Origin of the sequence: Affinirhizobium helianthi (assembly GCF_042680945.1) — a bacterium.
Taxonomy (GTDB): Bacteria; Pseudomonadota; Alphaproteobacteria; order Rhizobiales; family Rhizobiaceae; genus Neorhizobium; species Neorhizobium helianthi.
Window position 1 is genome coordinate 151,481 of sequence record NZ_JBHUEQ010000015.1, and the last position, 16,089, is coordinate 167,569.

Here is a 16,089-nt window from a genome sequence, read left to right on the forward strand (position 1 = left end):
GCGTCGCTGCGGCCTGTCTGCGGAATGGTTCAGCCGGCGGGCTGTTTTGTCTTGCGCAGATAGGGCAAGACGGTATCGAAGGAGCCGAAGCGCGCAATCGCATCTTCATTCGAAACTGCTGCCGTGATGATGACATCGTCACCCTGCTGCCAATTGGCAGGCGTGGCGACCTGGTGCTTGGCTGTCAACTGGATGGAATCGATGGCGCGCAGGATCTCATTGAAATTGCGGCCGGTCGTCATGGGATAGGTCAGGATCAGCTTGATCTTCTTGTCCGGCCCGATGACGTAAACGGAACGCACGGTCGCATTGTCTGCAGGTGTGCGGCCTTCCGAACTGTCTCCTGCGCTGGCTGGCAGCATATCATAGAGCTTGGCGACCTTCAGGTCCTTGTCGCCGATCAGCGGATAGTTGACGTCGAAACCTGTGGCGGTGCGAATATCGTCCTTCCACTTGCCATGGCTTTCAACCGGGTCAACGGAAATGCCGATGATCTTCACGCCACGCTTGGCGAACTCCCCTTCAAGCCCGGCCATTGTGCCCAGTTCGGTCGTGCAGACCGGGGTGAAGTTCTTGGGGTGGGAAAACAGAACCGCCCAGCCATTGCCGATCCACTCATGAAAGTTGATCTGTCCGGCAGTGGTTTCCGCCGTGAAGTCCGGGGCGAGATCATTAATACGCAGCGACACGGGCATGCTCCATAAGTTACAGTTTTTACTGGGGACAAGATAAGCCATGTGCCAGAGGTTTCGAGGGCGGCAATTGCGTTAAGAGCGGATTTGCGAAAATTTTCATCCATCTCTCCTGCCGCTTGCAGGACACCGGCTCGATAGGCCATAGAGGCGCAGGATGTTCGAAGCGGAGTTCGCCTTCTCATGACCGATCTTCAGGCGCTTGTTGAAGAAATTCATCATACGTTGAAGCCGCGTACCGGCGAGGGCAGAGTTGCAGATTACATTCCTTCTCTTGCGCGGGTGGATCAGGACAAGTTCGGCATTGCTGTCATCGATCTGGACGGCAATGTGTTCAAATCGGGAGATTGTGACGAGGCCTTTTCCATACAGAGCGTGTCGAAGGTCTTTATGCTGACACTAGCGCTGGGAAAACATGGCGAAGCGACCTGGAACAGGGTGGGGCGTGAGCCTTCGGGGTCGGCCTTCAATTCCATTGTCCAGCTGGAACATGAAGGCGGCAAGCCACGAAATCCTTTCATCAATGCCGGGGCGATTGTCATCAGCGATCTGGTGCTGGCAGGACACACGCCGCGCGAAGCCATTGGCGAGATTGTGCGCTTTGTTCAATATCTGGCAGACGATCCCAGCATCGCCATCGATCCGGAAGTGGCGAAATCGGAGGCCGCGACCGGCTATCGCAACCTGGCCCTCGCCAATTTCATGAAATCCTTCGGCAAGCTGCAGCATCCTGTCGATCATGTGCTGGGCGTGTATTTCCATCAATGTGCGCTGGCGATGAGCTGCACGCAGCTCGCCCGCGCGGGCCTTTTCCTCGCTGCCAACGGCAAGAATCCGCTGACGGGCCATACGGTCGTATCCAGTCAGCGTGCCCGGCGCATCAATGCTTTGATGCTGACTTGCGGGCACTACGATGGTTCCGGAGACTTTGCCTATCATGTTGGCTTGCCCGGCAAGAGTGGCGTGGGTGGCGGTATCATGGCAGTTGCTCCAGGCAAGGCAGCAATGGCCGTGTGGTCTCCCGGTCTCAATCACAACGGCAATTCTCTGGTGGGCTCTCTGGCGCTTGAAATGCTTGCAGCACGAACTGGCTGGTCTGTGTTCGGGGCCTGATCATCCTGAGCGGCAATTTTGCAACGAAAATTATTTCGTCAACGCAAGACATTGCCTTCACGCCAGATAGGCCCATCTTGGCGCGATCCATCCCAAGATTAAGATCTTCCCTACCGGGAGATGCGGCAGAGAGAGGAGCGCGGATTGTGCGCTCCTCTCTCATTCAGTTTGCGCGCTATTCGGAACCTCGCCTCCTTCCGGCAGTTGGGTCATTCAATCCAAGGAAAGAAGCGAGGCTTGTGATGAACAGTAGACTTCCACCGATCCCAGAGGAAAACCGAAGCGATAAGGGCAATGGCGAAGCTCCCGTGACTGACAAGGGCATGGAAGCAAAGACCGATCCGGGATCGAAGAATTTCGATCGCCAGGGACGACAGGGAAACATCAAGGTCAATACGACCAATCAGGGCTATCAGCAGGATCGATAGGAGTGCGATACCATGAGTACATCGAGCAAAAGCCCCTCCACCATCCGCCAGGGTGGACCCGGCTCATCCCATGAAAACGCCAAGGCACCTCTGGATGTGAAGAAACCGGGATCGGATCAGGACGGCCGTGCGCGGAGCCAGGTTTCGGGCGGTGGCGGTGAAAAGGACAAGCATCACACGCATGATCCAAGTCGCAAGGGTGGTGGGAGCCACCCCGCCTGATTTGTGACGCATCGGGCCGGAACTCTGCAACTTCAAGGCCGTTCAGCCTCTTCGCAATCATAGAAGAGGTTTGATCATGGCTTTGAACTCAAAGATCGCTCTTGTTACCGGTGCCGGATCCGGCATCGGCCGCGCAGCGGCAGTGGCTCTGGCAAAGGCGGGGGCCAGCGTTGGCCTTGTCAGCCGGACGCCTAGCGAACTGGATGAGGTTGTTCAGGAAATTCGCAAAGCCGGCGGAGAGGCAGAAGCCTTTGAAGCGGATGTTGCGGATGAAGGGCAGGTCGCCTTGGCGGTGGAAGCGCTTGTTCGTCGTTTCGGGGCTCTGGACATCGTCGTGGCCAATGCGGGCGTAAACGGCGTCTGGGCACCGATCGATGATCTGAAGCCGGAGGAATGGGACAAGACCATTTCCGTCAACTTGCGGGGGACCTATCTGACGCTCCACCATTCGGTGCCTCACCTCAAGCGGCAATCGGGCGGGGCTATCGTCATCGTGTCGTCGATCAACGGTAATCGCACCTTTACCTCTCCTGGTGCCACGGCCTATTCCGCGACCAAGGCAGCGCAGGTTGCCATGGTAAAGCAGCTCGCGCTGGAACTCGGCAAGCATCACATCCGCATCAATGCCGTCTGCCCCGGCAAGATCGATACTGAGATCGAAGACAATACCCAAAGACGTGGCTTGGAGGAGACGCAAATTCCCGTGGAATGGCCGCATGGAGACATTCCTGTCACAGATGGCGAGGCGGGCAAGGCGCGCGATGTGGCTGAGGTCATCGCTTTCCTGGTCTCCGACGGGGCGCGGCACGTCACCGGCACGGATGTCTATGTTGACGGGGGGCAGGGTCTCCTTCGTTAGGAGCCAGAGCACTCCAGTTGCAGCGGAGCCGTTTGAAATGCGCTATTCACGGGGCCATTCTGTAGCAAGGACGCCAAACCGCAGGCAATTATGGCCCTAGCGATCAAAGAACTCGCGCCACTGGCTTTCACCGATCAGACAGTCTGACTTCGGCTCCGACGCAACCTTCTGGACCGTCGGAGGCGGGGTCAGGCCGCTGATTTCCATGATGAGCTTTCGCCGAACGGCCACTTCAAAATCCTCGATCTTGCGAACCGCCAACACGAATGAACCTGGCCCGCCGCTCACGCAATCCCTGTAGTATTTATCCAGGCCACCTGTCGTGCCAGAGGGACGAATGGTGAGGGCAAGCCCGTTGATCACAATCCCGGATGCGACGGCCATGTCTCGCGCAGGTTCAACAGGCGACCCCAGATTGTTCGGCCCATCCCCCGATACATCGATGACCTTGCGAAGTCCCTGGAAGCCGTTTTGCAAGATGCTGTCCGTGCCGAACAGGATCGCGGCCGAAATGGAGGTTCTGCGCTGGGTAACGATAGGGCGGGTCTCGAGTCTTGCTGCAAATGCCTTGGCGTCCTGCTCATTTTCCACGATCTGCCAGTCGAGAACGGAAGAGGGGTCAACTTCGCCTGCCCATTCGTAATAGCTCAGGGCAATGCGTCCCAGTAGCCCCGAGCGAACAGCATTGATGAAATCGGGATGCTGCAGGGCGGCAACGTAACCCTGCCGCTGGATGCGCATTTCCTCATAATCCATGGAACGAGAGGTATCGACCGCCAGCACAAGTTCAACATCCACTTCGTCACCCGATTTGGCGACCGGAAGCGCTTGAAGCGATGATAAGCCCAGTAGAACTGCAAGTGTGGCAAGCATGGCAATCCTCACAAGCATTCAGTTTTTCAACTGTAACACAGGTGAGGGAGGGCGCGACCTGCCTCTTCTGCGCGCATTTCACATTTCTGTGAAATTCGTCAAAGCCGCGTCAGATCGGTGGGCCGATTTTGCAAAATGGCTTCCATGGAGAAGAAGCCGGTCACTGTCGAGAAATCGAAATCGGTGATGAGTTTCTGGTAGAAGGCGTCATAGCCACGCATGCCGCGGGTTACCACCTTCAGCAGATAATCCCAGTCGCCGCCAATGCGATAGAAGTCCACCACCTCTGGCAGTTTCTCGACATGCTTGCGGAATTCCTCCGACCATTCCTTGGAATGATGGCGGGTCCGGATCATCACAAACACAGTCAGATCCAGCCCGACTGCTGGAAGATCCACTGCCGCCTGCGAACCGGTGATGATTCCGCTGTCCTGGAGCCGTTGCAGCCTTCTCCAGCAGGCGTTCTGCGAAAGTCCAACCTGCTCTGCCAGCTCTCTCTGTGAAAGGCTGCCATTGATTTGCAAGCAGGTGAGAATGCGTCGATCAATCGCGTCAATTTGCGGAGCTTGTTGGGTCATTTGACACACTAAAAGGAGGTTATGCGATTATTTAGGTGAAGAAATCTCATGCTGACAACCTCTATCTTCCGTTCAAGCAAAAGAAACCGCGAGGGAACGGCATGAACGCGCATACCAGGTCAAGCAGCACGAGCCTTCTATCGGCATTCGAGGAGAGGCTGGGATCGGGAGACGTGATGAGCGAACTGGCGCGCGGCCTCGTGGGCCGTCATGCGGAAATCGAGGGTCCGTTTGGCAGGAAGCCGCTCGTCTATGCGGATTATGTCGCGTCAGGCAGGGCCCTGATGCAGGTCGAGCAATTCATCCTGGAAGACGTTCTGCCATTCTATGCCAATAGCCATACGGAAGCTTCCTACTGCGGCGGCATGATGACCCGCCTCCGGCGCGAGGCCCGCGCAAAGATCGCTGAACTATGCGGTGCGGATGCCCGTCATGCGGTCATATTCGCCGGGTCGGGGGCGACTGCGGGTATCAATCGGCTTGTGCGCCTGTTTGGTGCCGACCGCGAACGAACCCTGGTCCTGCTTGGTCCCTACGAGCACCACTCCAATATCTTGCCCTGGCGGGAATCCGGTGCCGAGATTGTTGAGCTGCCGGAAGGGCCAGACGGTGGGCCGCACCCTGATGCTCTTGCCAGACAATTGGCGGCATCCAGCGGTTATGATCGTGTAATCTGTAGTTTTTCTGCCGCGTCGAACGTGACTGGTATCATTGCCGATGTCGCCGGGCTGACGCGGATTGTGAAGAATGCCGGGGCGCGGATGATCTGGGATTATGCCGGTGGTGGACCCTACCTGCCGATCTCGATGGTGCCGGAAGAGGGTGCGGAGATTGATGCCATCATCGCGTCTCCGCACAAATTCATCGGCGGACCGGGCGCTTCCGGGATCCTTATTGTTCGCCGCGATGCGGTAGATTGCGATTTGCCCACCTGGCCGGGTGGCGGCACCGTCCGTTTCGTATCGTCGCAGGGCCACGACTATGCACAAGGCCTCGAGGCCCGAGAGGAGGCCGGAACGCCCAATGTGGTGGGTGACATTCGGGCCGCGCTGGCATTCATTGTAAAGCATGTGATCGGCTCTGAGCGTCTGGCGACACGCAATGCCGAGCTGGTGCGGCGTGCTTTCGGCGCCTGGGCCGAGAACCAAAATATTGAATTGCTCGGCGACCTCGCCATGCGGCGCTTGCCTATCTTCTCCTTCCGTTTGCGAGATGGGAATGGCGGCTATGTGCACCAGCAGCTTGCCACGCGGATGCTGAGCGATCGGTTTGGCATACAGGCTCGCGGCGGATGTGCCTGCGCCGGCCCTTACGTGCATCGCCTGCTCAACATCAGCGATGATGAATCGGCACGTCTTCGCGCGGCTATTCTGGCTGGCGAAGAGATGGAAAAACCCGGTTTCGTGCGCCTCAATCTGTCTGTGCTGCTGGAGGACGAGAAAGTGGACTTCATCCTGCGCAGCGTCTCCCAACTCGCGGGCGACGCTGCGGACTATGCGCCTCTTTATGGTTTCGATCCCAGCCGTGCGATCTTCTTCCCGAAGGCCGCCTGATCGACGATCAGGCCCGGTAGGCTTCCAGCTTCTCGACGATTTCACGCACGACATCGTCGAGTGACTGGTCAATGTCGGCGGTTACGGCATGCTCATCTTCACCTGGCACTTCCAGGGTGGCAAACTGGCTGTCCAGCAGTGAGGTTGGCATGAAATGGCCGGTGCGCGCGCCCATGCGGCTTTCGATCACCTTACGGCTTCCCGACAGATGGATGAAAACCACTGTTGCTCCAGCCTTTTCGCGAATGTGATCGCGATAAATGCGCTTGAGGGCGGAGCAGCCGATGATCAGCGTGTCCCCGGCTTCGCCCAGACGCTCTCCCACCTTGGTCAGCCAAGGCCAGCGATCTTCATCCGTCAGAGGCTCGCCGCGGCTCATTTTCTCGATATTTGCCTGAGGATGCAGGTCGTCGCCATCGTAGTAGGTTGCGCCAAGCCGCTTGGCCAGCGCTTCACCCACGGTGGATTTTCCAGAACCGGCAACGCCCATGAGAACCATGCGCAGCGGCATCTTAGAGTGAAGCTGTGATTCCGCCATCGACATAAAGCACGTGTCCATTCACAAATGATGATGCGTTTGAAGCCAGAAAGATGCAGGCTCCGACAAGTTCCTCGACCTTGCCCCATCGGCCAGCCGGTGTGCGCTTTTCCAGCCAGGCGGAAAATTGAGGATCGCCCATCAGAGCCGCATTCAGCGGCGTTTCGAAATAGCCGGGAGCAATGGCATTGCATTGCAGGCCATATCTGGCCCAGTCGGTCGCCATGCCTTTTGTCAGATTGGCAACCGCGCCCTTGGTTGCGGTGTAGGGCGCTATGCCAGGACGGGCAAGTGCCGTTTGAACGCTGGCAATATTGACGATCTTTCCGCGTCCGCGTTTGATCATGTGTCTGGCAACGGCCTGGCCGACATTGAAGACCGATGAGACATTGGTTCGCATCAGTCGCTCAAACGCATCCGCGGGGAAGTCTTCCAGCGGCGTGCGATGCTGCATGCCGGCATTGTTGACCAGAATATCGAAGCAACCCGTCTGCGCCTCGAATGCATCGATTGCGTCGCGTACGGCCTGATGATCCGTGACATCGAACGGAAGGATCGCGACGCCGCCCAGTTCAGCGGCGGCAGCTTTCAATTTGACCTCGTCGCGGCCATTCAGGACGACTTCGGCCCCGGCCTCCTGAAGTCCCTTGGCGAGCGCAAAGCCAATACCCTGCGATGAGCCTGTGATGAGGGCGCGCTTTCCGCGCAGATCGAAAAGTTGGATGCTCACACTGTTTCCCGTCGATTGATCTGGTTCAAACTAGTGAGCATCCACAAATATTCCAGCCCGTCTATTGTGGAAAAGGCACGGTCTGAAAGTCCGTGCGCTACAGTGGCGCGTGTTCGATGTTGGGTAGCACATATCTGGAAAAGAGATCGGCTTCGCTTGCATGCGGATAACCGGACAGTATGAAGGCTTCAATGCCTTCCCTCTGGTAGGCCTTCAGCTTCGCCAGAACCTGGTCGGGATCGCCGACAATGGCTGCACCGCAGCCTGAGCGAGCGCGGCCGATGCCTGTCCAGAGGTTATCTTCTGCATAGCCGTCATTGCTGGATTGCTCCCGCAGTTCCGCCTGACGCCGCACGCCAGCGGACTGGCTATCAAGCGATTTGGCCCGGATTGCGGCGCCTGTTGCGTCGTCCAGTTTGGAGAGCAAACGGTCTGCCGCCGCGCGCGCCTCTTCCTCGGTTTCACGCACCACGACATGTACGCGATAGCCAAAGCGGAGGCTGCGGCCCAGCTTGGCTGCGCGGCTGCGCAGATCTCTGATGATGTTGCGAACTGCATCCATCCTGTCGGGCCACATCAGGTATACATCGGCTCCATGTGCGGCAGCGTTGCGCGCATCCTCCGAAAGGCCGCCGAAATAAAACTGAGGGCATTGACCGCTCAATGTCGTTATGCGCGGTGGATCGATTTTCAGCTTCCAGAAGTCTCCATCATGATCGACCGGTTGGCCGTTTAACAGTGTCCTGAGAATGGACATGGCTTCGATCGTCCGCTGGTAGCGCGGGCCACTCGCCAAGGTCTCTCCCGGCAGATCGCTGGAGATGATGTTGACCGCCAGCCGCCCCCCTGCCATGCGATCAATAGTGGCGATCTGCCGCGCCAGTTGCGCGGGCCAGGCTTCTCCCATGCGCAAGGCCATCAAGAGCTTGATGCGGCGCGTTAAAACAGCCATCGCTGAGGCGAAGGCAGTGGTGTCTATGCCCAAGGCGTAGCCTGAAGGCAGGAGGATGTTGTCGAAGCCCCCGGTTTCGGCCTGCAACACGAGATCCCGACAGTGTTCGAAGCTCGATTGCAGCCGGCGATCAGCCACGCCCAGATACTCGTAGTCGTCGTCGCACAGCGCGGAAAACCACGCGATTTCACAGCCGGATGTCATGCTTGCCCAATCCTCCTTGGCATTTATCGGCATGAATAACAGCCAACATGCGCACCCGATAAGAAACGCTGATCCCCATTGCAGTCGCGCGGGAGATTATTCTTCGAAAAGACGATGCTTGAAGGATATGAGGCGCCCACGCCTTAAAGGCGCACAACGCCCTTCTTGAGGATGACATTGCCATAGAGGCGGGTTTCGCCCGTCTGGACAATGGCAAAGCACTCCCTGGCGCGCGCATAGAAGGCAAAGCGCTCCAGTGTGCTGCACTGTGCCCGGTCTCCGACGATGGCACGAAGCTCCGCTACGGCGGGGGGCACGTCTTCGGCCTTGCCGACAACCTCCATTGTGTGAACCGGCACATCCACGAATTCATCGAGCGGCAGAACGGAAAGGATGGCCTTCGTTGCCTCTGTCACACTGATTCCATCGAGGCGAATAAGCCGTTGCGCATTCGTCGTTCCCGGAAAATTGGCATCGACCACCGCGATTTCATCTCCATGCCCCATCGCGCGAAGAGTATGAAGTAAGTCCGGGGATAGAAGCGGGTCGATATTGATAAGCATGAGCAAGTCTCCTCCATTGCAGCTCGAAAGCGCGGTGGAAGTTATCGGTTTGGTACTGGCAAGGTCAAGCAGCCGGCCCGGCTCTGCGACTGGCTTTGGGGGTGCCAGCAAATCTCTCTGTGCGTGCTACATGGGCTGAATGCGCAACAGGTCAGACACTGCTGAGAAGCAGGCTGGTTTCGCTATTGGTAACGCCGTCGATCATGCGCACTTCCCGTAAGACGCGATCGAATTCCGCCAGATTGGCGGCGCGGATTTGGGCGATCAGGTCCCAGTTGCCGTTCGTGCTGTGCAAGCTGTGGATCTCGCTTATTCCTCGCAGCTTTCGAATCACGTGGCTGGTTGTCTTGCCGGTCACTTCGATCATCATGATCGCATGTATGGATTGTGAATCGAATTCTTCCCGCACCCGGATTGTGAAGCCGAGCAGGATACCCGTTTCCTGAAGGCGCTCCAGCCTGTTCTGCACGGTGCCCCGTGCAACTCCCAGCACATCTGCCAGTTTGGACAGTGACGCCCGTCCATCGATGCGCAGTTGAGCGATCAGTTGCCTGTCCAGTTCATCAGGCACATAATGCTGACGAGGGCCACCATTCATGGTCATTCTGTCGAATCCTGCTTTTCAAACTGCCTAGAAAGCTAGCGTTTTTCACACAGCTTTGCCCTGTTTTGTGACCTGAGGCTAGATCTATCCTTCCAAGGGAAGAGGTAATCAAGGAGGAACTCATGCACATAGCGCCGTCCAAGCTCGCTCTGGTGCCATTTGTCAGCGTCGAGAACATGATGCGCCTCGTGCACCATATCGGCGTCGAAACGGTTCTGCGCGAATTGGCGAACGAAATTGAGGCGGATTTCCTGCGCTGGGCAGCCTTCGACAAGACGCCGCGCGTTGGTTCGCACTCCGAAGACGGTGTCATTGAACTGATGCCGACTTCCGATGGCCAGATCTACAGTTTCAAATATGTGAACGGGCACCCTCAAAACATGAAGCGTGGGCTGCAAACCGTGACAGCCTTCGGTCTGCTTGCCGATGTGCCAACCGGATACCCACTTCTCCTGACGGAGATGACCTTGCTGACCGCGCTTAGAACGGCCGCCACTTCCGCCATGGCAGCGCGGCACCTGGCGCCCGCCGGATCGAAAACCATGGCGATTATTGGCAATGGCGCTCAATGCGAATTTCAGGCACTTGCTATGCGCGCTGTCCTCGGCATCGATCATGTCAAGCTCTACGATCTCGATCCCAAGGCCACACGAAAGGCCGAGGCGAACTTGCGCGCAACGGGCCTGAAGATCAGTGCCTGCGCAAGTTCCCAGGAGGCGATCGAAGGCGCGCAGATCATTACGACCTGCACCGCGGATAAAGCCTATGCGACAATTCTGACGGATAACATGATCGGTACCGGGGTTCACATCAATGCCATCGGCGGCGATTGCCCGGGCAAGACGGAACTGCATCCTGACATTTTGATGCGTGCCGATACCTTTGTCGAATATCCGCCGCAGACATGGATCGAGGGTGAGATTCAGCAGATGCCGAAGGATTATCCCATAACCGAGTTATGGCGTGTGATTGCAGGGGAGGCGAAGGGTCGGAAAGATCCCGACCAGATCACGCTTTTCGATAGCGTTGGCTTCGCGATCGAAGACTTCTCCGCCATCCGCTATATCCGCGAGAAAATTCGCGGCACCGATTTCTATCAGGAACTGGATATGATTGCCGATCCTGACGATCCGCGTGATCTTTTCGGCATGCTGGTGCGAGCGGGAGAGGCCTCTTAACCCCCTCAATCAGCCGCGTCCGGACGACCAGCGATGCCAATCGGCCTCGCTGCCGTAGAAAACGTTCAGGTCAATCTTGCCGTTGACGCCTTGGGATAGACCGGAACCGGAATACTGCCAGAAGAGCCAGCGGCGGCCTGGATAAACCTGCGAAGGGTGCTGGGCGACTGCACGCAGCCAGAATGGGTGGTTCGGAAAGGCGCCGCGCAGATTGTCCGCATAAAAGTCCGGTGCCGTGTAGATGATCGGGCGCTTGCCGTAGTGCCGCTCGAGCATATCCATGAAGACCTGCATTTTTTCGCGGATCTTCTCGGCGGAGAGACGCCGCTTGCAATCGGAAAGATGATTGTATTCCACGTCAATCACGGGCGGAAGTGCATCCGGGTCCTTCGGAACGTTGCGGATGAACCATTCGGCCTGCTCGCCAGCCGTGCGGCACCAATAGAAGAAATGATAGGCTCCGCGCTTGATCCCCGCTTCTTTCGCGCCGCGCCAATTGGTGCGGAACATCGGGTCGAGATGATCTCCGCCGTCCGTGGCCTTGATGAAGGCGAAGTTGGCACCCTGCGTGCGCAGCGTCGCCCAATCGATATTGCCCTGCCAGCGAGAGACATCAACACCATGTACGGGGTGATGTCGCGGTGTAACCTTTCCGAAATTGATCGGCTTGGCATCCCTGAAGCGCTGATTGTAGATGCGCGAACGCTTCACAGACGGTGAGAGCGTCGGCTCCTGCGGCATCATCATGGCCACGGGGCGTGCGGATGGAAGCGGCATTCCAACCTGCAGCGGCTGAGCCTGCAGCGCTTGGGGGTGCGGCACGTTTCCGGCCCAGGCCAGTTCATGGGGAGCGGGAGACTGTGTCGAATTTGGCGGGAGTTCGTTAGCGGGTTGCGCATGGGCGACCTGCTCATTGGGGACCCGATGGGCTGGCAGAGGCTGTCCCACAGCCGCCGGTGGCGTAATGCTCGACACAGCGCTCGTCGTCTCCTGCGACGGAGCCAGCGTCAGCACCTCTTCGGTTCCGCTGGAACGGCAGCCGGTTATGAACACACAACCGAGAAGGATGGCAGGCAGAACCTTTGAACGCATGAACTCAACACTCTGTACGCACGGCCTCTGTGACAAATGCATCACAGGAAGCCTTAACCGACGGGGAATGGCTAACAGAGCATTACCAGCAAAATCTAAATGCAAACTTTACCGCCCATGCACCAGGGCTACCTGAGAGCGGGCCACACGCCTGAAACCTGCAGGATGTGATAACTTCTATTTGATCAGTCAGGCTTATCGCTTCCCAGCGACGTGATCTGCCCCAAGAGTTTTTGCGCCAGAAGAAGGGAGGCACCACATGCCATCAGCATGTTCGGCAACAGCAACCATTCCAGTGTCCAGGCCGCGCCGGATCTCTCCTGTTCATGCACCAGTGATTGATGAATGCCAGAGATTTGCACGGCGTTGAAGCGCGCCAGCGCAACCAGCGCTTCGGCAGCAACCGGATTCTGCTTGTGTGCCATGGCCGAGGAACCACCGCCGCCAGCCATGGCGATGTCCTTGCCCATTTGCGCCATGAGGGCGCAATCCTGGCCGATCTTGCCGAGACTGCCGGTGATGACAGATAGAAGATTGGCAATCTCGGCAATCAAATCACGCTGGCTATGCCATTGTGGCTCATCCCCAAGACCAAGCTCTTGCGCGAGACACCGGCGAACCTCTGCTGCCTTGTCTCCCAGTTGATCCAGATTTCCCGCAGCGCCGCCGAACTGAAGCGGCAGTTCGCTCTCCAGCGGCGTCAGGCGACGGACACTGTGCTTGAGGGGTGTTTGCCAGGCGGCAATTCGGTTTTGGACCTTGATCGGGATCGCCGCCTGCATGCGGGTAAATCCCATGAGTGGGCGCTCGCCAAAGCGAGCGTCGAGATCATCCAGTTGGCTGATGATTGTGGTCAAGCGAGATCGGAAGATTGGCAGGATCGAGCGCAGACGGAGCATCAGGCTCGTGTCGATCACATCCTGGCTGGTTGCACCCATATGCACAAATGGCGCAGCCTCACCGCCAACTGCGGCTTTGAGTTGTTTGACCAGTGTCGCGACAACGATACCGTCTTTCGCCACGCCCTCCCGGAGCGCCTGCATGGGAGGCTCGAACGACAGACTGATCGCTGCGATCTTCCGCGCAATTTCTTCCGGGACAAGGCCGGCTTTCATTTCCGCCATCACCAGTGCCGCCTCGAAGCGCAGCATGGCAGCAATGTCCGCCTCCACACCAAGATGCTGGGCTGTCTCCGCATCTCCCAAAAGGCCGGATAGAAAGGGATGTGTGAAGGCGGAAATGCTCATATCGTCTCAGATGTCGAAGAAAACGGTTTCGTTCTCACCCTGCAGGTGAATGTCGAAAGTCACTGTGTCGCCTTCGCGCTGGCCGATCAAGGTCGGCACGCGAACGCGGTGTTCTATCCGCGCCAGAACGGGATCTTCAGCATTCGCCTGTTCTTCATCCGAGAAGTACATGCGGGTGTGCAGGCCGATGTTGATGCCACGCGCAACGATCCACAGAGTGACATGCGGTGCCATCAACCTGCCATCGCGAAACGGCACGCGACCTGGCTTGATGGTTTCAAAACGAAATTCGCCGCTTGTCATATCGGCAGGGCATCGCCCCCAACCAAGGAAATTGGGATCGGCGGTTCCCCGCGTCTCGCTGGGGCTGTTGTAAAGTCCGTCTGCATCCGCCTGCCAGATTTCAACCAGCGCATCCTTTAGCGGCGTTCCTGAACCGTCGATCACGCGACCGCGAATTGTGATGCGTTCGCCTTTCGTCTTCTCATTGACCAAGGGGCCAGCGCCCAGATCGGTCTCATAAACACCGTGAATGCCCGTGAAATTCGGCGTACAGCCGATATGGACATAGGGTCCAGCGGTCTGCGACGGGGATTCTTTCAGATAGTTCAGAGCCTGTACCATGATCAGTTCCCTTCCTTCCGGTTTTCAAAGAAGGTCGAGCGACGCCCGCGCAGCACGATATCGAACTTGTAGGCCCTCATATCCATGGGAATGGTGTTGTTCATGTCGAGCGGCGCAATCAGGCGCTTGATTGCTTCGTCGTCGGGGATCGTCTTGACGATCGGGCAGATCCAGATCAGCGGATCGCCCTCGAAATACATCTGGGTGATCAGTCGTTGTGCAAAACCATGTCCGAAAACGGAGAAATGGATATGCGCGGGACGCCAGTCATTGACCCCGTTTGGCCACGGATAGGGGCCAGGCTTGATGGTGCGGAACCAGTAATAGCCATTTTCATCCGTGATACAGCGACCGAAACCACCGAAGTTCGGATCGAGCGGCGCTAGATAGGTTTCCTTCTTGTGGCGGTATCTTCCGCCTGCATTGGCCTGCCAGAATTCCACCAGGGCTCCGGCCACGCCGACACCGCGCTCGTCCAGAATGCGGCCATGCACCAGAATGCGCTGGCCAATGGCCATTTCACCAGGTTGCGCATAGTTCACGATCAAATCGTTATCGAACTCGTTGATCATGTTGTGACCGAAGACCGGTCCGGTGATTTCGCTTTTCGTGCCTTCCAGTGAAATCAGCGCGCGCTGGGGCGAACGCAGCACCGATGTCTTATAGGTCGGCGTAAAGGCGGGCGGATGGATGCTGCGGTCCCGGGCAAAGAAAGGACCTGTCTCGGGCAGAGAGTTTTTCATGTCGTGATCTCCTCGGCACCTTTCGATGCCCCCAGTTCGGCGTAAACGGATTTCGCGATCTTGAAGGCGTGGTTTGCTGCCGGAACGCCAGCATAGATCGCAACGTGAAGAAGAGCTTCACAAATGTCTTCTTGTGTCGCTCCTGTATTCGCCGTGGCACGAATATGCATCGCCACTTCCTCGTCCTGTCCGAGGGCGGCAAGAAGCGCGATGGTCACGATAGACCTTTCACGCTTGGAAAAATGAGGGCGAGACCACACGGTTCCCCAGGCGCCTTCGGTAATCATCTCCTGAAAAGCACTGTCAAAGGGCGTCTCATTCTGCATTGCGCGATTGACATGCGCATCGCCAAGCACCTGCCTGCGGGTGGTCATGCCCTGACGATAACGGTCGGACTTCAGGGTTTGGTCAACCATTCAACACTCCTGGAAGGGTGGACAGGAAACGGCGCAGCAGCCGCAGGAAAACCGAAGGAGCCTCGATACAAGGCAGGTGCGCCGCGCCCGGTATGATCTCGAATTGCGAACCCCGTATGAGGTTTGCGAGGGAGCGCACAAGCTCCGGCGGCGTCGAGCCGTCCTCTTCGCCAACGACGCACAGGGTCGCAACATTGATCCGCCGTGCTGTCTCGGTGAAATCGGCATCTCGAATAGCAGCGCAGGTGCCGGCATAGCCTTCGGCGCTTTGCCTTTCCAGCATCGTGCAATAGCCGCGATAATCGGCATTCTCCGGGCGTCTGTAGGGAGCCGTGAACCACCGGGACATGATGGGGTCCAGAATGGAGCCAATGCCATTGTCCAGCACGGCGCGGATCCGGGTTTCCCAGAAGTCTGGAGTGCCGATCTTGTGAGCCGTATCCGCAAAGAAGATGCCGCGCACAAGATCAGGCCGCTTGTCGAAAATGCTGAGGGAAATCAGGCCCCCAATGGAGAGGCCGCACAGCACGACCTGCGAAATTCCGTAATGTTCGAGAAGTCCGATGGCGTCATCTGCAAAATCTTCAATGCGATAGGGTGGCTGGCCCAGATCGCTCAGGCCGTGCCCGCGCTTGTCGAACAGGATAAGCGTGAAATCGGAGGACAGATCCGCCACCACCTTGTCCCAGATGCGAAGGTCGGTGCCGAGCGAATTGATGAACAGGATCGCGGGCTTCTTCGAGTCCAGGCCATGGACGCGATGACTGATCACTGTATCGCCGATACGAACGAACTGCATGCCTTGATCCTCCATAATGTTTTATGGCACTTCCAAAAAGGTTAGGTAAAATGAGTTTTATTGGCTCATCGCTTAACTGGG

At 57.6% G+C, this 16,089-nt stretch carries 20 protein-coding genes; 6 read left to right on the plus strand and 14 right to left on the minus strand.

The window, feature by feature from the left end; all coding sequences use genetic code 11:
• Positions 1-29 precede the first annotated feature (29 nt).
• The gene (locus tag ACFSE1_RS08345) at positions 30-689 is read right to left on the minus strand and encodes a peroxiredoxin (RefSeq protein WP_377399170.1); all 660 of its coding nucleotides are present in this window, start codon (positions 687-689) and stop codon (positions 30-32) included.
• Between the two features lie 186 nt (positions 690-875).
• Here ACFSE1_RS08345 and ACFSE1_RS08350 point away from each other — a divergent pair, with 186 nt between their 5' ends.
• From ACFSE1_RS08350 to ACFSE1_RS08365, 4 genes are all read left to right on the plus strand, one after another.
• Positions 876-1,805 (plus strand): glutaminase, encoded by a 930-nt coding sequence (locus ACFSE1_RS08350; protein ID WP_377399172.1) that lies wholly within the window; start codon positions 876-878, stop codon positions 1,803-1,805.
• Positions 1,806-2,047: 242 nt separating this feature from the next.
• Entirely contained in the window at positions 2,048-2,233 is a 186-nt protein-coding gene (locus tag ACFSE1_RS08355) for a hypothetical protein (RefSeq protein ID WP_377399175.1), read from the plus strand.
• 12 nt (positions 2,234-2,245) lie between these two features.
• Positions 2,246-2,455 (plus strand): hypothetical protein, encoded by a 210-nt coding sequence (locus tag ACFSE1_RS08360; protein ID WP_377399178.1) that lies wholly within the window; start codon positions 2,246-2,248, stop codon positions 2,453-2,455.
• Positions 2,456-2,531: 76 nt separating this feature from the next.
• Positions 2,532-3,314 carry an SDR family oxidoreductase gene (locus ACFSE1_RS08365; protein ID WP_377399181.1) on the plus strand — a complete coding sequence of 261 codons (783 nt, stop codon included), beginning with the start codon at positions 2,532-2,534 and terminating at the stop codon, positions 3,312-3,314.
• Between the two features lie 96 nt (positions 3,315-3,410).
• Here the strand turns inward: ACFSE1_RS08365 and ACFSE1_RS08370 are convergent, their stop codons facing one another.
• Complete coding sequence (locus tag ACFSE1_RS08370) at positions 3,411-4,187, minus strand: DUF1194 domain-containing protein (RefSeq protein WP_377399184.1); 777 nt, start codon at positions 4,185-4,187, stop codon at positions 3,411-3,413.
• A gap of 98 nt (positions 4,188-4,285) precedes the next feature.
• The gene (locus ACFSE1_RS08375) at positions 4,286-4,765 is read right to left on the minus strand and encodes an Lrp/AsnC family transcriptional regulator (protein ID WP_377399187.1); all 480 of its coding nucleotides are present in this window, start codon (positions 4,763-4,765) and stop codon (positions 4,286-4,288) included.
• A 101-nt stretch (positions 4,766-4,866) separates the two neighbouring features.
• Between ACFSE1_RS08375 and ACFSE1_RS08380 the strand changes: the two genes are divergently transcribed.
• The gene (locus ACFSE1_RS08380) at positions 4,867-6,318 is read left to right on the plus strand and encodes an aminotransferase class V-fold PLP-dependent enzyme (RefSeq protein ID WP_377399190.1); all 1,452 of its coding nucleotides are present in this window, start codon (positions 4,867-4,869) and stop codon (positions 6,316-6,318) included.
• A gap of 7 nt (positions 6,319-6,325) precedes the next feature.
• On the opposite strand, the gene ACFSE1_RS08385 is transcribed toward ACFSE1_RS08380, so the two are convergent.
• The 5 genes from ACFSE1_RS08385 to ACFSE1_RS08405 form a co-directional block, all read right to left on the minus strand.
• On the minus strand, positions 6,326-6,862 hold the full coding sequence (locus tag ACFSE1_RS08385) for a gluconokinase (RefSeq protein WP_377399193.1): 537 nt from the start codon (positions 6,860-6,862) through the stop codon (positions 6,326-6,328).
• Positions 6,831-7,586, minus strand: coding sequence for an SDR family oxidoreductase (locus ACFSE1_RS08390; RefSeq protein ID WP_377399196.1), 756 nt, complete (start codon positions 7,584-7,586; stop codon positions 6,831-6,833). The genes ACFSE1_RS08385 and ACFSE1_RS08390 overlap by 32 nt, the downstream gene beginning before the upstream one ends.
• Before the next feature lie 97 nt (positions 7,587-7,683).
• The gene (locus ACFSE1_RS08395) at positions 7,684-8,742 is read right to left on the minus strand and encodes an LLM class flavin-dependent oxidoreductase (RefSeq protein WP_377399199.1); all 1,059 of its coding nucleotides are present in this window, start codon (positions 8,740-8,742) and stop codon (positions 7,684-7,686) included.
• Positions 8,743-8,885: 143 nt separating this feature from the next.
• The gene (locus tag ACFSE1_RS08400) at positions 8,886-9,305 is read right to left on the minus strand and encodes an RbsD/FucU family protein (RefSeq protein ID WP_377399202.1); all 420 of its coding nucleotides are present in this window, start codon (positions 9,303-9,305) and stop codon (positions 8,886-8,888) included.
• Between the two features lie 151 nt (positions 9,306-9,456).
• Positions 9,457-9,909 carry an Lrp/AsnC family transcriptional regulator gene (locus ACFSE1_RS08405; protein WP_377399205.1) on the minus strand — a complete coding sequence of 151 codons (453 nt, stop codon included), beginning with the start codon at positions 9,907-9,909 and terminating at the stop codon, positions 9,457-9,459.
• Positions 9,910-10,031: 122 nt separating this feature from the next.
• Between ACFSE1_RS08405 and ACFSE1_RS08410 the strand changes: the two genes are divergently transcribed.
• A complete protein-coding gene (locus ACFSE1_RS08410; RefSeq protein ID WP_377399208.1) occupies positions 10,032-11,087 on the plus strand; it encodes an ornithine cyclodeaminase in 1,056 nt (351 codons plus the stop codon).
• Between the two features lie 9 nt (positions 11,088-11,096).
• Here ACFSE1_RS08410 and ACFSE1_RS08415 read toward each other — a convergent pair whose 3' ends face one another.
• The 6 genes from ACFSE1_RS08415 to pcaD all read right to left on the minus strand — a co-directional run bounded on the left by ACFSE1_RS08415 (position 11,097) and on the right by pcaD (position 16,008).
• Positions 11,097-12,179 (minus strand): GH25 family lysozyme, encoded by a 1,083-nt coding sequence (locus ACFSE1_RS08415; protein WP_377399211.1) that lies wholly within the window; start codon positions 12,177-12,179, stop codon positions 11,097-11,099.
• A gap of 185 nt (positions 12,180-12,364) precedes the next feature.
• Positions 12,365-13,426 (minus strand): 3-carboxy-cis,cis-muconate cycloisomerase, encoded by a 1,062-nt coding sequence (locus ACFSE1_RS08420; protein WP_377399215.1) that lies wholly within the window; start codon positions 13,424-13,426, stop codon positions 12,365-12,367.
• Positions 13,427-13,432: 6 nt separating this feature from the next.
• Positions 13,433-14,050, minus strand: coding sequence for a protocatechuate 3,4-dioxygenase subunit alpha (pcaG, locus tag ACFSE1_RS08425; protein WP_377399218.1), 618 nt, complete (start codon positions 14,048-14,050; stop codon positions 13,433-13,435).
• A 2-nt stretch (positions 14,051-14,052) separates the two neighbouring features.
• Positions 14,053-14,793 (minus strand): protocatechuate 3,4-dioxygenase subunit beta, encoded by a 741-nt coding sequence (pcaH, locus tag ACFSE1_RS08430; RefSeq protein WP_377399221.1) that lies wholly within the window; start codon positions 14,791-14,793, stop codon positions 14,053-14,055.
• Complete coding sequence (gene pcaC / locus ACFSE1_RS08435; protein WP_377399224.1) at positions 14,790-15,209, minus strand: 4-carboxymuconolactone decarboxylase; 420 nt, start codon at positions 15,207-15,209, stop codon at positions 14,790-14,792. Before pcaC ends, pcaH begins: the two co-directional genes overlap by 4 nt.
• The gene (gene pcaD, locus ACFSE1_RS08440) at positions 15,202-16,008 is read right to left on the minus strand and encodes a 3-oxoadipate enol-lactonase (RefSeq protein ID WP_377399227.1); all 807 of its coding nucleotides are present in this window, start codon (positions 16,006-16,008) and stop codon (positions 15,202-15,204) included. Before pcaD ends, pcaC begins: the two co-directional genes overlap by 8 nt.
• Between the last annotated feature and the right edge of the window lie 81 nt (positions 16,009-16,089).